General features: G+C 67.9%; 15 protein-coding genes. 6 read left to right on the top strand and 9 right to left on the bottom strand.

The genetic code is table 11. The features are described from left to right. The first annotated feature begins 1 nt into the window (after position 1). The 3 genes from ACO2RJ_RS15890 to recQ all read left to right on the top strand — a co-directional run bounded on the left by ACO2RJ_RS15890 (position 2) and on the right by recQ (position 2,830). A complete protein-coding gene (locus ACO2RJ_RS15890) occupies positions 2–361 on the top strand; it encodes a hypothetical protein (RefSeq protein WP_423269101.1) in 360 nt (119 codons plus the stop codon). A gap of 70 nt (positions 362–431) precedes the next feature. Then, entirely contained in the window at positions 432–926 is a 495-nt protein-coding gene (locus ACO2RJ_RS15885) for a copper chaperone PCu(A)C (protein ID WP_423269100.1), read from the top strand. A 74-nt stretch (positions 927–1,000) separates the two neighbouring features. Next, entirely contained in the window at positions 1,001–2,830 is a 1,830-nt protein-coding gene (recQ, locus tag ACO2RJ_RS15880; protein WP_423269099.1) for a DNA helicase RecQ, read from the top strand. Between the two features lie 11 nt (positions 2,831–2,841). Here the strand turns inward: recQ and ACO2RJ_RS15875 are convergent, their stop codons facing one another. From ACO2RJ_RS15875 to ACO2RJ_RS15835, 9 genes are all read right to left on the bottom strand, one after another. Then, positions 2,842–3,648, bottom strand: coding sequence for a TrmH family RNA methyltransferase (locus ACO2RJ_RS15875; protein ID WP_423269098.1), 807 nt, complete (start codon positions 3,646–3,648; stop codon positions 2,842–2,844). After that, a complete protein-coding gene (locus ACO2RJ_RS15870) occupies positions 3,645–5,459 on the bottom strand; it encodes an ABC-F family ATP-binding cassette domain-containing protein (RefSeq protein WP_423269097.1) in 1,815 nt (604 codons plus the stop codon). Before ACO2RJ_RS15870 ends, ACO2RJ_RS15875 begins: the two co-directional genes overlap by 4 nt. A gap of 57 nt (positions 5,460–5,516) precedes the next feature. Continuing rightward, on the bottom strand, positions 5,517–6,887 hold the full coding sequence (locus ACO2RJ_RS15865) for a sensor histidine kinase (protein ID WP_423269096.1): 1,371 nt from the start codon (positions 6,885–6,887) through the stop codon (positions 5,517–5,519). A 19-nt stretch (positions 6,888–6,906) separates the two neighbouring features. Next, positions 6,907–7,470 carry a sigma-70 family RNA polymerase sigma factor gene (locus ACO2RJ_RS15860; protein WP_423269095.1) on the bottom strand — a complete coding sequence of 188 codons (564 nt, stop codon included), beginning with the start codon at positions 7,468–7,470 and terminating at the stop codon, positions 6,907–6,909. Continuing rightward, the gene (locus ACO2RJ_RS15855) at positions 7,467–7,874 is read right to left on the bottom strand and encodes a NepR family anti-sigma factor (protein WP_423269094.1); all 408 of its coding nucleotides are present in this window, start codon (positions 7,872–7,874) and stop codon (positions 7,467–7,469) included. Before ACO2RJ_RS15855 ends, ACO2RJ_RS15860 begins: the two co-directional genes overlap by 4 nt. A 4-nt stretch (positions 7,875–7,878) precedes the next feature. Continuing rightward, positions 7,879–8,256 carry a hypothetical protein gene (locus tag ACO2RJ_RS15850; RefSeq protein ID WP_423269092.1) on the bottom strand — a complete coding sequence of 126 codons (378 nt, stop codon included), beginning with the start codon at positions 8,254–8,256 and terminating at the stop codon, positions 7,879–7,881. Positions 8,257–8,294: 38 nt separating this feature from the next. Then, complete coding sequence (locus ACO2RJ_RS15845) at positions 8,295–8,804, bottom strand: Dps family protein (RefSeq protein ID WP_423269090.1); 510 nt, start codon at positions 8,802–8,804, stop codon at positions 8,295–8,297. A 142-nt stretch (positions 8,805–8,946) separates the two neighbouring features. Continuing rightward, entirely contained in the window at positions 8,947–9,744 is a 798-nt protein-coding gene (locus ACO2RJ_RS15840; protein ID WP_423269088.1) for a response regulator, read from the bottom strand. 116 nt (positions 9,745–9,860) lie between these two features. Further along, on the bottom strand, positions 9,861–10,910 hold the full coding sequence (locus tag ACO2RJ_RS15835; protein ID WP_423269086.1) for a PAS domain-containing protein: 1,050 nt from the start codon (positions 10,908–10,910) through the stop codon (positions 9,861–9,863). Between the two features lie 234 nt (positions 10,911–11,144). On the opposite strand from ACO2RJ_RS15835, the gene ACO2RJ_RS15830 reads away from it, so the two are divergent. The 3 genes from ACO2RJ_RS15830 to ACO2RJ_RS15820 all read left to right on the top strand — a co-directional run bounded on the left by ACO2RJ_RS15830 (position 11,145) and on the right by ACO2RJ_RS15820 (position 14,338). Further along, positions 11,145–11,786, top strand: a complete 642-nt coding sequence (locus ACO2RJ_RS15830; RefSeq protein WP_423269084.1) for a Crp/Fnr family transcriptional regulator — start codon at positions 11,145–11,147, stop codon at positions 11,784–11,786. Positions 11,787–11,887: 101 nt separating this feature from the next. Beyond that, positions 11,888–12,880: a UDP-glucose 4-epimerase GalE gene (gene galE, locus ACO2RJ_RS15825; RefSeq protein WP_423269082.1), complete on the top strand. Its 993-nt coding sequence runs from the start codon at positions 11,888–11,890 to the stop codon at positions 12,878–12,880. Between the two features lie 63 nt (positions 12,881–12,943). Continuing rightward, positions 12,944–14,338, top strand: a complete 1,395-nt coding sequence (locus tag ACO2RJ_RS15820; protein WP_423269080.1) for an MFS transporter — start codon at positions 12,944–12,946, stop codon at positions 14,336–14,338. The last annotated feature ends 74 nt before the right edge of the window (positions 14,339–14,412 follow it).

Here is a 14,412-nt window from a genome sequence, read left to right as displayed (position 1 = left end):
CATGTTCGCTCGGATCCGCGCCAGCAAGAGCCTGCCGATCGCCGTCGCCTATGTCCTCGCGGTCTATGCCGTGCTGGCCGCGGCCGCCTTCGGCGCGCACGCCGCGCGGGCGGCCGCGGGTCTCGATGGTCGTTTCGAGCTCTGCATCCGCGACCTCCCCGCCCAAGACGGAACGTCGGCCCACACTGTTCCCTGCGCGGATATCTGCCGGATCGCCGCTCTCTCGACGCTCGACGGGCCGGCCCTTGCGTCGGTCGCGTCGCCGGCGGAGCGGCTGTGGGTCGCCGAAGCGGCCTCCACGGCTCCTCCGCCGGTCCGGGAGCCTTCGATCGCTCTTTCGGCTCGCGGCCCGCCGGCGTGACGACGCTCGACCCCGACATCGTCATGCCCTGCGGCGCGGCGTCACGCCCGCCGCCATCGGAGCCATTTCCATGCACTCTCCTCGTTTCGCCGCGGCGCTCGCAGCCGGCGTCCTCGTCGTCGGCGCAGCCGGCGCTCATGACTACAAGGCCGGCGACCTCCAGATCGACCACCCCTGGTCGCGCGCCACAGTTCCCGGCGCCAAGGTCGCGGGCGGCTTCCTCCAGATCGAAAATCACGGCGTCGCCCCTGACCGGTTGATCGGCGTCTCCGTGCCCTTCGCGGACAAGGCCGAGATCCACGAGAGCTCCGTGGAGAACGGCGTCGCCCGCATGCGGCCGCTCGAGAACGGGGTCGAGATCCGGCCGAACGAGACGGTGGAGTTCGCTCCCGGCGGAAAGCACCTGATGTTCGTGGGACTGGGCGCGCCCCTCGTCAAAGGCCAGAAGGTCAAGGGCGAACTGACCTTCGAGAAAGCTGGCAAGGTCGAGATTGAGTTCGCCGTCGAGGCGGCGGGCGCGACGCCGGGCAAGACGCCCGCGGTCGACGATCACGCACATCACTGAAAAGGGGTGGGCGGTCGCCGCGGGGTCTGTCGCGCCGCGCCGCCGAATCCCCTAAGACCCACGGGATGAGGGATGTGAGCGACGAAGCGGGATCGGGGGGAGGGCTTCCTCCCGAGCTCGAGGCCGCGAAGCGTCGGGTGCTGAAGGACGCCTTCGGCTTCGACGCTTTCCGACCAGGCCAGGAGCGCGTCGTCGACTCCCTGCTCGCGGGTCGCGACGTGCTGGCCGTGATGCCGACCGGCGCCGGCAAGTCGCTCTGCTATCAGGTTCCGGCGCTGGTGACCGGCGGCCTGACCCTCGTGGTCTCGCCGCTGATCGCGCTGATGGACGATCAGGTGGCGGGCCTCAGGCTCGACGGCGTCGTCGCGGAGGCGATCCATTCGGGCAAGTCCCGTGACGAGAACGTCGCCGCCTGGCGACGGGTGGCGTCGGGGGAGGCGCGCCTCCTCTATCTCGCGCCGGAGCGGCTGATGACTGAGCGCATGCTCGGCGCGCTGTCGCGCCTCCCGGTCTCATTGCTCGCGATCGACGAGGCGCACTGCGTCTCCCAATGGGGCCACAGCTTTCGCGCGGAATATCTGCTGCTCGGGAACGCGCGCCAGGCGCTGCCTAGCGCGCGCCTGGTCGCGCTCACCGCGACCGCCGACCAGGCGACCCGCGACGACATCGTCGAGAAGCTGTTTGGAGGCCGGGCGGAGGTGTTCGTCGCCGGCTTCGACCGGCCGAACATCTCGATCGCCGTGGCCGAGAAGCGCGACGGATCTGCGATGATCGAACGCTATGTCGCGAACCGGAAGGGCCAGAGCGGCATCGTCTACCGGATCTCGCGCAAGAAGGTCGAGGAGACCGCGGCGCGGCTGAAAGCGGCCGGCCACAACGCCTTCGGCTATCATGCGGGCATGGACGCCGCCGCCCGCTCCGCCGCGCAGGAGACCTTTCTGGCCGAACAGGGCGTCGTGATGGTCGCGACGGTGGCCTTCGGCATGGGGATCGACAAGTCGGACGTGCGCTACGTGGTCCATGGCGACGCGCCGGGATCGCTGGAGTCCTATTACCAGGAGATCGGCCGGGCCGGCCGTGACGGAGCCGCGGCCGAAGCGCTTATGCTCTATGGGCTGGAGGACATCCGCACCCGCCGCCGTTTCATCGACGAGCAGGACAGCGCGCCGGAACGCAAGCGGGTCGAGGCGCGCCGGCTCGATGCGCTGGTGGGCTTCTGCGAGACGACGCAATGCCGCCGCCAGGCGCTGCTGTCCTATTTCGGAGAGACCTCGGCGCCCTGTGGCAATTGCGACGTCTGCCTCGATCCGCCGGAGGTCGTCGACGGCACGGCGGAGGCGCGGCTGCTGCTGTCGCTGGTCGCAGCGACCGGGCAGCGTTTCGGGGCCGCCCACATCGTGGCGCTCGCCGTCGGACACACATCGGAGACGGTCGAGGCCCGCGGCCATGACAAGCTGCCCGGCTTCGGCAAGGGCGCAGACCGGCCGACGGCGGAATGGCGCGCGATCCTGCGCCAGCTCGTCGCCGTCGGGGCCCTCGAGGTCGAGACCGGCCCCTATGGCGGGTTGTCGCTCACGCCGAAGGGCGAGCGGGTGCTCGACGACGGCGAACGGCTGTCGATCGCAAAGCCGCGGCCGAAAGCGCGTGAGCGCAGGCGTATGGTCGCGGAGGCGCTGCCTGACGAAGTCGACGGCGCCCTGCTCGCGAGGCTCAAGGCGTTGCGCCGCGAAATCGCGGTCGCCCGCGCCGTGCCGGCCTATGTGGTGTTCGCAGACCGCACGCTGGTGGAGATGGCGGCGACCCGCCCACGCACCGCGGACGACCTCGCTCGCGTCAAGGGCGTGGGGGCCGCCAAGCTGCAGTCCTTCGGCGACGCGTTCCTGAAGGCGCTGAACGAGGGCTGAGGCGCTGCGTCCTATGTGTGGGCGCGCGTCATCTCGTAGAGCGCCACGCCGCTCGTGGTCGCGACGTTGAGGCTGTCGAAGCCAGCGGCCATCGGGATGCGGACCGTCCTGGTCCGCGCCATGAGCGCGGCGGGAAGGCCTGGTCCCTCCGCGCCGAGTAGCAGCGCCCTCCGGCCGGTGGCGCGGACCTCGTCCAGCCGGATCGCGCCGGCCGGGCTCAGCGCATAAGTGGCGAATCCCCGGTTCTGCAGCGTCTCCAGCATCGTCTCGCTTGATCCGCCGCGCGCGTACGGCGTGATCAGGCTGGCGCCGACGGAGACACGGATCGCCTTGCGATAGAGGGGATCGCAACTCGCGGCGTCGAGCAGCACGGCGTCGGCGCCGAAGGCCGCGGCGTTGCGGAACGCGCCGCCGACATTGTCGTGGTTCGAGACGCCGATCAGCCCGAGGACCAGCGCGTTCGGGCCAAGCACGGCGACCAACTCCGACGCGTCGATCGCCGGCGCGCGAAGACCGATCGCCAACGCGCCGCGGTGGATGTGAAAGCCGACGATCGCGTCCATGGCGGCCTGCCCGGCGACGTAGAGGGGCGCATGATGCGGCATTCGTTCGAGCAAAGGCGCCAACGCCTCGTAGCGTCGTTCCGAGATCAGCGCGCTTTCGACGCCGTGCCGGCAGCGCTCGCCCAGGAGCAGCCGGAGGACGACCTCGCCCTCCGCCACGAAGCGTTCGCCGCGCCCGACGACATCCTTCTCGCGCACGGCGCGGTAGGCGGCGATGCGAGGGTCGTTGGCGTCCTCGACGCGGATCGGCGTCACCCGGCCGCAAGCTCCTCGCGCATCATCTCCAGTTCGAGCCAGCGGTCTTCCGCCGCCGCCCGCTCCGCCTGCGCTTTGGTCAGAGCCGCAGTCGCCGTGTCGAAGGCCTTGGGATCTCGCGCGTAGAGCGCGGCGTCCGCGAGACGTTCCTCCAGCCGCGCGATCTCAGCTTCGAGCTGGGCGATGCGCGCAGGCAGCGTGTCGAGAGCATGCTGATCCTTGAACGACAGCTTTCGGCGCGCTGCGCCGGGCGTCGCGACGGACGTCGCGGACTTCGGTCGGTCCGCGGTCGTCGCCAAGGCGATAGCCCGCGCCTCCACGCCGGCCCCGCGCTGGGCCACCATGTCGGAGTAGCCGCCGGCGTATTCCGTCCACCGCCCGTCTCCCTCGGCGACGATCACCGCGTCGACGGTGCGGTCGAGGAAATCGCGGTCGTGGCTGACGAGCAGCACCGTGCCGGGGTGATCAGCCACCATCTCCTGCAGCAGGTCTAGAGTCTCCAGGTCGAGGTCGTTGGTCGGCTCGTCCAGCACCAGAAGATTGGCCGGGACGGCGAGCGCGCGGGCGAGCAGCAGACGTCCGCGCTCGCCGCCCGACAGGGCGCGCACGGGCGAGCCGGCCTGCTCGGGCGTGAACAGGAAGTCTTTCATGTAGCCCACGACATGCTTCGTCCCGCCGGCGACGTCGACCGTGTCGCTCCCGCCCCCGGTCAGGGCGTCGCGCAGGCTCATATCCGGGTCGAGGCTCGCGCGCTTCTGGTCGATGGTCGCGATCTGGACATTGGCGCCGACCTTCACGACGCCCTCATCGGGCGGCAAGGCGCCAGTGAGGAGGCCAATCAGCGTCGTCTTGCCCGCGCCGTTGGCGCCGACCAGACCGATCCGGTCGCCGCGCGCGATCCGCGTCGAGAAATCGGCGACGATCGGGCGGCCGTCATAGGCTTTGAAGACATGCTTCGCCTCGATGACCAGCGCCCCGGACGACTCCGTCTCCGTCACGGCCATCTTGACCGAACCTTGGGCGCGGCGAGCGTTGCGGCGTGTCTCGCGCAGGCCTTCGAGCGCCCGCATGCGGCCTTGGTTGCGTTTGCGCCGCGCGGTGACTCCGTAACGAACCCAGTTCTTCTCCATCTCGATCTTGCGGTCGAGCTTGTGGCGGTCGCGCTCCTCCTGGGCGAGGGCGTCGTCGCGCCAGGCCTCGAACGCGGCGAAGCCCTGGTCGAGGCGGCGGGTCCGTCCGCGGTCGAGCCACAAGGTGGCGCGAGTCAGGTTTTCGAGGAACCGTCGGTCGTGGCTGATCAGAACGAGCGCCGAGCGCAGGCTCTTGAGCTCCGCCTCCAGCCATTCAATCGCGGGGAGGTCGAGGTGGTTGGTGGGCTCGTCCAGAAGCAGGATGTCGGGTTCGGGGGCCAATGCGCGGACGAGGGCCGCGCGTCGCGCCTCGCCGCCCGACAGCGTCGCCGGCGCCTCTTCGCCCGTCAGCCCCAGCGCGCCCAGCAGATAGGCGGCGCGATAGGCGTCGTCGCCCGGCGCAAGGCCCGCCTCGACATAGGCTCGCACGGTGGCGAAGCCAGCGAAGTCGGGCTCCTGGGCGAGGTAGCGCACGGTCGCGCCCGGCTGCAGGAATCGCGTGCCGTCATCCGCCTCCACCACGCCGGCGGCGATCTTGAGCAGCGTCGACTTGCCGGAACCGTTGCGCCCGACCAGTCCCAAGCGTTCGCCGGCCGAGACCGAGATTTCGGCCCCGTCGAGCAGGGGGCGGCCGCCGAAAGTCAGGCGGACGTCTTTCAGAAGAAGCAGAGGAGGGGCCATCGCGCGGTGATAGTCCGGAGAAGACGGCGACGGCAAGGCGGCTTGACCGCGCGCCTCTCAGTGCGTCGCGGAGCCGGGCGGTCGCATGCCGATCGAAGGCTTCTCGGAAGCGAGCGCGACGGAGATGCGGACGGATCCCCCAGCCTCCTGCTCGATCTTGGTGGAAAGCTGGTCAGCATAGGCGCCGATGAGGCGCTGGGACAGGCCGGAGGTCGGCAGCCAGGCCACCTTCGGGCCGCCGATGGTGAGGGCGATCCTCCCATCGACCGACGGCGAGGCGGACACAGAAGCCTTCTCCGTCGCGCCGGCCGCGGCGTTGAGCAACTCCATCATCAGCAGAGCCAGCGAAACCGCGCGGTCGAGATCCACCTCGCCCGCGTCCTCCGGAAAATGCGCTGCGACCTCAAAGGAGCGGCCATTAGTGGTCTGGCGCGCCTGCTGCGCGACGTCGCGAATGAGCTCGGAGACTTCGACATGCCCGATCTCGCCCGAGGCATAGGACACCTTGTAGGCGGCCGCCATCGCGCGCACGCGGTCCTCCGGCGCCCGCAGCGCCGCGCTCATCGACTCCGGAGCCTCGTGGCGCTGCAGGGCGAGCAGGCTCGCGATCATCTGAAAATTGTTCTTCACCCGGTGGTGCAACTCGCGGAGCAGGCGGTCACGCTCCTCGATCGCCGCTTCCAGCGCGGTCGAGCGATCCTGGACACGCAGGGACATCGCCTCCAGCGCGTCTCCGAGCTCGGCGATCTCGGTCGGCGCCCCCTTGAGCGACGTGGCCTTGGCGTCGAGGCGCCCGCCGTCGTAACTGGCGGCGGCGCCCCTCAAGGTGCGGATCCATCTCAGCACGAAGCGTTCGATGCCGAAAAGCACCATGCCGACGCACAACAGGATCATCAGCGCCGGAAAGCCGACGGCGAGCAGCAGCCACTGGGCCTGGCTGCGTCCCAAAAGGTCGAACGGGGCGGCGACCACGGCCCGGGCGTCGCTGCCTTTGATGGGCGCCACCGCATACTGATAGGCGCGTCCGTCTGCGCCGCGCGCCTTCAGGATGCGGGGATCGTCCGAAAGGGGCGTGTTCGGCGCCGTGTCCTTCGGCAGCCAGTCCGCGCCGTAGGGGCGCTCCTCGTCATCAAGAGCAAAGGGACGACCGTCTCGGGCGATGATTCCCGCCGCGATCTCGCCACGGGATCCGCGATCACGGAAGATCGCTTGGCGCATCGCATCAGTCGGCCCGGCTCCGCCGGTCTGAAATCCGCCAGCCCGCGCCGCGAGCAGCTCGGCCGCCTGCACGAGCCGATCGCGATGGGCGCGCCCTGCGTCAGCGAACTCATGCTTGGCGATCCACACCGAGAGCCCGACCATCGGCAGGTTGGCCGCTATCAACAGGAAGGCGATCCGGCCACGCAAAGTCTTGAAGCGGGAAATCATCTGGCTGGGGCCGGGCCCGTCACCCCGTCCCGGAGTGGGTCGGGGAGCCAAGCGCTGCGCGCAGTGTCGGATCCAAGCCGATCTCGCCGACCTCCAGATTGAGACGGCGCGCAAGCGCCGTCCGCGCCCGGTTCACGCGACTCTTCACCGTGCCGACGGCACAGCCGGAAATCTCGGCGGCCTCCTCGTAAGAAAATTCGGCCGCGCCGATGAGAATCAACGCCTCGCGCTGCTCCTCCGGCAGGTCGGCGAGCGCGTTACGGAAGTCGGCCAAGTCCATATGGCCGTTCTGCTGCGGCGCGACCGCCACGTTTTCCGCGAACACGCCATCGGTGTCCTGGACCTCGCGCCGTCGACGGCGGATTTCCGAGATGTACACGTTGCGCAAGATGGTGAAGAGCCACGCCCGCATGTTCGTCCCCTCGGTGAAGCTTCCGAGGTTGCGCCACGCCTTGACAAGAGTTTCCTGGACGAGATCGTCAGCGCGGTCCATCTGTCCCGACAGCGAGACGGCGAACGCGCGCAGGCTCGGAATATGCACGAGCATTTCGTCGCGCGGAGCGCGAGACTGCGGTTCGCTCATCGCGATCCGTTCTGTCGCAGGTCTTCCTCGGTGGCCCCGAACTCTTCCTGCTTTTGATCGAGTTCCGCGAGAAGCTCCAAGAAGCGATCTGGGACTGGCTGGTTCAGAATATCAACATAGCCGGCCCTCAACTGACGGCCGATATGCGCCTGGACGTCGGAATCCAGCCTCGTCGCGTCCGGTTTCCGATGATTCATTCCTGCACCTTCTCGCGGCGCTCCCGCCGGCCAAGCATCACGATCCGCTTCCGCGCTGATAGGCAACACGGCGCCAAATGCGCGCGCGACCGACCGCCCCGAGGAAGTTTCGTCAATCTCGATTGACGATCTGCTAACGATATGTCCGATCGGTTCACGAGGAGCCGATTGTCGCAGGCCTTTTCCTGCCCCGCCGTTCTCGTCCATCGGGTCATTTGGCCGTCGAGCGTAGCGGTGAGTCCGGGCTCAGATCGGCGGACGCGCCCCGGCTCACCGTCGTTGTCCCGGAGACCGGATCGTTGACGTACACGACGCGCCCATTTCCGTCCCGCCGCACATCCGCGCCGACGGACGCTGCGATCTCATCCGCGCCCGAATTCATCGCGGTCGATACGGGAGCAGCCGCGGCGAGCCGATCACCCTTGGCCGCAATGGGTTGCCCCGTTGGCGACGCGCCTGACAAGGCCACCATCACGCCCGCGGCCGCCACTGCGACGAGCGCCGACTTGATCCAAAGAGCAGGAGCGACGGCATGTGCGCGGGCTTCGGTCCAATACGCTCGATGCGGACTGTGGCTGATATAGGCCATGATTGAGCCTCTCCGATCGCCGTTTCGTTCAGCGTGACTTAATCCGCCACGATGGCGCGCAGCATCCAGACGGCCTTCTCGTGGAAGGCGAGCCGTTCAGTCAGAAGGTCATGGGTGACAAAGTCTTTCAGATCCTCGGCCTGCGCCGCGCCTTCGCGCACAAGACGGGCGAGCGTCTCGTGATCTTCGACCAGTTCCTCGACCATCGACTTCGCCGTCAGTTTGGCGCCGAGCGACATGGCTTTGTCGAGGCCGACCGCCGCCTTGCCGGTCGGCACGGTGTGACCGAGCGCACGAATTCGCTCGGCGATCACGTCTATCGCCGAGAAAAGATCATTGTAATGCTGCTCAGTAAGAACGTGGATGGGCTGGAATAACGGTCCGACCACATTCCAGTGAACAACCTGTGATCGGAGAAGCGTCCTATACGTCTGGACCGTGATATCGCTCAATATCTCAGCAATTACCCGACGGTCGGCGGAGCCGAGGCCGGTATCGACGTGCTCAACGATAGGCCTAACGTTCAGTACGCCGGTAGCTGTCGACATCGCGCACCCGTCATCGCTTTTTACGCGAGCGCACGACGTGCGCGCCCCCGGTGCTCATTCGAGCTTCGCGACGACAACGCGGCAAAGGGCGGAAGGTTTCGTAATTCCCGAGATATCCGTATTACTACGGAGTTCGACTGCTTCAGGCGGTCGCGCGCTCGTCCGAATTGCGCGCGCGCGCGCCGAAGAACAGGGCCTGGCTCACGATCGCCTTCACCGTTGACGCCTGGAACGGTTTGGTCACCAGAAAGACCGGTTCCGGCCGCTCACCGCTCAGCAGGCGCTCAGGATAGGCCGTGATGAAGATCACGGGAACCTCGAGGTTCGGCAGCATCTCGCGGACTGCGTCAAGGCCCGAACTTCCGTCGGCGAGCTGAATGTCCGCCAGCACGAGGCCAGGGCCGGTGCGCGCGGCGAGAGCCACGGCCTCTGTGTGGGTGCGGGCGGTGCCGACCACGCGGTGCCCCAATCCCTCGACAAGCTTGGCGAGGTCCATGGCGATGATTGGCTCGTCCTCGATGATGAGGACGTCCGTCGCGACCTGTTCGGCGATCTCGCGACCCGCGTCGTCGATCGCGCGGCCGATCTCCGCTTCAGACATGCCCAGGATCTGCCCGGCCTCGGAGGGACTGAATCCCTCGACCGACACGAGCAGGAACACCTGGCGGGAGCGCGGGGTGAGCGCTTCGATCGTGCGCTCCGACTGCGCCGCCTCGAGACCCGTTTCGACGTTGAGAGCGACCGACGACCAAATGCGCGAAAAAATCTCGTAAAGCCCGACCCGCGGCTCCGTTCCGCTCGGAAAGATCGAGGGATCGGCGATCAGCGCCTTGAGCACAGCGGCGACGTAGGCGTCTCCGCTGTCCTGGCGCCCGGTGAGCGCGCGAGCGTAGCGGCGGAGAAACGGAAGATGAGGGGCGATGGTGTCGGCGAGCGCCATGACGATGTCGTTCCAGAGCGTGCGGATCGGTTTCGGTTACGAGACGCGGGCCAGCGTGGACCTCGCCGTGGCGACATGGCGCGTCAGGACCAATGAGCAAGCCCCACGGTCGGAAGTCAACGGCCCTCTCCCTCAGCCGGTAGGACAGCCTCGCTGGTGAGGGACTTGTCCCTTCGGCGCAGGAACTGTCCGCCCAGGCCTCGAACGAGCGACTGCGCGATCGCCAGACCCAGTTCGGTGGAGCCGGCTGGACCCGACTCGGCCACCGGGCCGGGGTGGAAGACTCTGAGCCGCACGCCGCCGTCGTCGTTCGCCGCGACTTCGATGCGGCCGGTGGCCGGAGGTCCGTCGCCGAAGCCGTTGCGGAAGAGGTCGATGATCAGCTCCGTCAGGATCTGAGCCAGCGACTCCGCCCGTCGCGCGGTCGCCTTCACCGGCCCTGCCGCGATCGTCACCTTGTGTCGTCCCGCGGTGTCGTAGAGTTGAGCGAGGCGGTGGGCGAGTTGCGACAGCGCGCGCGACCTCTCGCCGTCGTCCAGCGCGAACGAGTCCGATTGGGCGAGGGCGGTCGCCTCGAAACGCGCGCGCAGGTCCACGAACGCCTCGCGGCCGTCGCCCGGCGGTAAACGCTGGCCCAGCAGGCCTACAAGACTCGTCATGGATTGAAGCTGGTTTCTGAACTTGTGGCGGAGAGCGCCGATGCGCGCTTCTACGTCCCCCGCGTCGACCGGCGGGGCCTCCGGAACGAGAATCCCGATGTAACGACCCACGGCGCCCTCATCATCCCGCACCGGCGTCACGAAGAGGGAGTTGCGGAAGCCGCCGCCGCCCTTGCGGCGACTGACGATCGACGTTTGGAACGGCCTGCCGTCTGCGAGGCTCTTGCGGAAACGCTGAACGTCGCGCGGATCGGTGTCTGGCCCCAGCAGAAAGCGGCAGCTTTGGCCGAGCGTCTCCTCGGCAGAATAGCCGGTGACGGTCAGGAAAGCAGGATTGGCGTATACGATCGGCAGCTCCGGGACAGCGGCGACCACGCACATCGCAAGATCGCTGTGCCGCAGAATGTCGACATCCCCGCCGGCGCCCGACAGCGCCGCGGAGGCCGCCGCCACTAAGGCTGCGGACGTGGCTCCGTCTCCATCCTCGTGCGTGCGACTAGGTTCCATGGGGAAGGGATTTATCCCGCCCTCTCCCGATCGGCTACGTGTTTCGACATAGCCTTCGGCGTCGAACTGGTGAATCTGTGCGGGCTATCGCCCCCTTGATCGTCAGATTAAACTCCCTTTAGGACCCTGCTCCTCGGCCGCCCATCGATGTACGTACGCTGCACAAATTGCCCGCTGCGCCCTATGCGCGCGTTTCTGTCAAAGTCCGACGAAGAAGTCGCCTTCATCGATAGTATGAAAAGCGATCATCTTCGGCTCGTCGCCGGAACGGAATTCATCCATCTCGAGCAGACGGACGCTGAGCTGTTCACGTTGTTTTCCGGCTGGGCGTTTCGTTACAAGGAGCTTGTGGACGGGCGTAGACAAATCCTCAACTTCGCTCTACCGGGCGACTTGATCGGCTTGCAGGCGTCGCTGTTCGACAAGGCGCTCTACGGCGCGATCGCGCTGACCGACGTCGAGCTGTGCGTCATACCCCGGCGGCGTCTGTTCAAGCTGTTCGAGCGGATGCCGCCCTTGGCGTTCGACGTGACTTGGCTGGGCGCGAGCGGGGAGGCGATCGTCGACGAGAATCTGCTGACCGCCGGCCGTCGAAACGCGGCGGAGCGGATCGCCTCGCTGATCGCGACGCTTTACCGCCGCGCCGAGACGCTCGATCTTGTGCGCAACGGCGTGCTCGACTTCCCCCTGACCCAGCAGCACATCGCCGACGCGCTGGGACTGTCCCTCGTGCACACCAACAAGACGCTGGCGCGGCTCAAGACGCTCGGCCTGTTTTCGATCCGTGACGGGAAGCTGACGCTTATCAATCGGCGTGCGGTGAGCCGACTCGCGCAGCATTTCGAGAAGGAGCCCGCGCCGCGGCCACTTCTGTGACCGGACGGTCCGCTGCGCTTGACCCTGGTTCTCCCCGGCCAATGTTCCCCCGCTGAAAGGCGCAGCGGGCCGCAGGATGCGCCGAAGCGGTGGGGAGCTTTATGTCCGTACTCGTCACTGGCGGCGCCGGCTACATCGGCAGCCACATGGTCCTCGCGCTGTCCGACGCCGGGCGCGATGTCGTGGTGATCGACGATCTCTCGACCGGCTTTCGCTCCGCCGTGCCGCAGAACGTTCCTTTCGTTGAGGGCTGCGTCGGCGACGCCGTGCTCGTCGGCGAGACGCTGAAGCGCTACGAGGTGGACGCGATCGTGCATTTCGCAGGATCGATCGTGGTCCCCGATTCCGTCGCTGACCCGCTCGGCTATTACCTCAACAACACGGTCCGGTCGCGCGCTCTGATCGCCGCGGCCGTCGAGAATGGCGTCAAGCGTTTTGTGTTCTCGTCGACCGCCGCCGTCTATGGCGAGGCGTCCTCGGATCCCTTGAGCGAGGCCGCGCCGCTTGATCCGGTGTCGCCCTACGGCGCCTCGAAGCTCATGACGGAGCGCATGCTCGCCGATTCCGCCCAGGCCTACGGGCTCGCCTACGCCGCCTTGCGCTACTTCAACGTCGCGGGCGCCGACCCCGCGGGGCGCGCGGGACAGTCGAGCCATCGCGCGACCCATCTGATCAAGGTCGCGTCACAGGCGGCGCTGGGCAAGCGCGACCGGCTCGAGATCTATGGCGCCGATTACCCCACGCCGGACGGCACCTGCGTGCGCGACTATATTCATGTCAGCGATCTCGTGGCCGCCCACGTGCTTGCGCTCGATCATCTGGCGGCGGGGGGCGGGACCCTGGTCGCGAACTGCGGCTACGGCCGCGGCGCTTCGGTTCTCGAGGTGATCCAGTCCGTCAAGCGGGTGTCGGACGTCGACTTCCGCGTCGACATGGCGCCGCGGCGCGCCGGCGACCCCGCCTCGCTGGTCGCCGATCCCTCCCGCGCCCGTTCGACCTTGAACTGGACGGCGAAGCACGACGGCCTCGACGAGATCGTCGCTCACGCGCTCGCCTGGGAACGGCGGCTCGCCGAGCGCGACGCCACGGCTTGAATGGCGGACGCTGGCGCGCGCGCGGAGCCCGCGCGGACCGTTTCGATCGATATCCCGGCCCGTATGGACAGGCTCCCGTGGTCGCGGTTTCATCTGCTGGTCGTTCTTGCGCTCGGCGTCACCTGGGTGCTCGACGGGCTCGAGGTCACGATCGTCGGCGCGCTGGGGCCTCGGCTCCAGGACCCCGCGGCGCTGGGCCTTACCGAAGCCGAGATCGGCGGTCTCGCCTCGGCCTATCTGATCGGGGCGGTCGCCGGCGCTCTCGGCTTCGGATGGCTGACCGATCGAGTGGGCCGGCGCCCGATCTTCTTCTTGACGCTGGGCGTCTACATCGTCGGCGTCCTGCTGTCCGCCTTTGCGTGGGACGTCTGGAGCCTGGCGCTGTTCCGCGTGATCACAGGGCTCGGCATCGGCGGCGAATACGCCGCCATCAACTCCGCCATCGACGAACTGATGCCCGCGCGGCTGCGCGGCCGCATCGCGCTCATAGTCAATGGCAGCTTCTGGGCGGGCGCCGGCCTCGGCGCGGTGGCGACGGTCGTGTTGCTCGACACGACGCTGTTCCCGCCGGATGTTGGCTGGCGGGTCGGCTTCGGCGTCGGAGCGGCGCTCGGTCTGCTCATCCTCTTCACCCGCCGCTTCGTGCCCGAAAGTCCGCGATGGCTCGCTTGCCACGATCGCATCGACGAGGGCGAAAGGGTGACCGCGGAGATCGAGCGCAAGGTCGAGGCCGGCAAAGGCGCCCCCTTGCCCCGGTCCGACGGTCCCCGGCTGACCATTCGGCCGCAAAGGACCTTTGGTTTCGGCCAGATCTTCGCCGCGATGTTCGGCCCCTATCGCGGGCGCTCGGCGCTTGTGCTCACGCTGATGGTCGCGCAGGCGTTTCTCTACAATGCGATCTTCTTCACCTACGGCCTGGTGCTCACCAAGTTCTACGCCGTGCCGGCGGCGCATGTCGGCCTCTACCTCGTGCCTTTCGCGATCGGCAACGTGATCGGTCCGATCGTGCTGGGGCCGCTGTTCGACACGGTCGGGCGGCGCAAGATGATCTTCCTGACCTACGCGCTGTCCGGCGCGCTCCTGTTGGCCACCGGCTGGCTGTTCGCGACCGGGGCCCTAACCGCTTTCTCCCAGACCGCCGCCTGGTGCGTGATCTTTTTCTTCGCCTCTTCGGCTGCGAGTTCGGCCTATCTCACGGCGAGCGAGGCCTTCCCGCTTGAGGTCAGGGCGCTCGCGATCGCGGCGTTCTACGCCCTCGGCACCGCGCTCGGCGGCGTCGTCGCGCCCGCCATCTTCGGGATGCTGATCGGCGGCGGAGATCCCTGGCCGATTTTCTGGGGCTACGCGTTCGCGGCCGGGCTCATGATCGCCGCCGGCCTCGCGGCGCTGCTTTATGGGATTGACGCGGAGGGCCGAGCGCTTGAAGACGTCGCCGCTCCTCTGTCGAGCGCAGAATGACGAAACGTCGCGCCGCAACCTTCGCCGCAATTTCGCGTTAGGGCCGCGCGCCGCGGAAGCGCGATCCGTTAGTC

The organism is Hansschlegelia sp. KR7-227 (assembly GCF_049446035.1).
GTDB lineage: Bacteria > Pseudomonadota > Alphaproteobacteria > Rhizobiales > Methylopilaceae > Methylopila.
The sequence above is the reverse complement of the archived record's forward strand: the minus strand, read 5'-3'. Positions and strand labels throughout refer to the sequence as shown.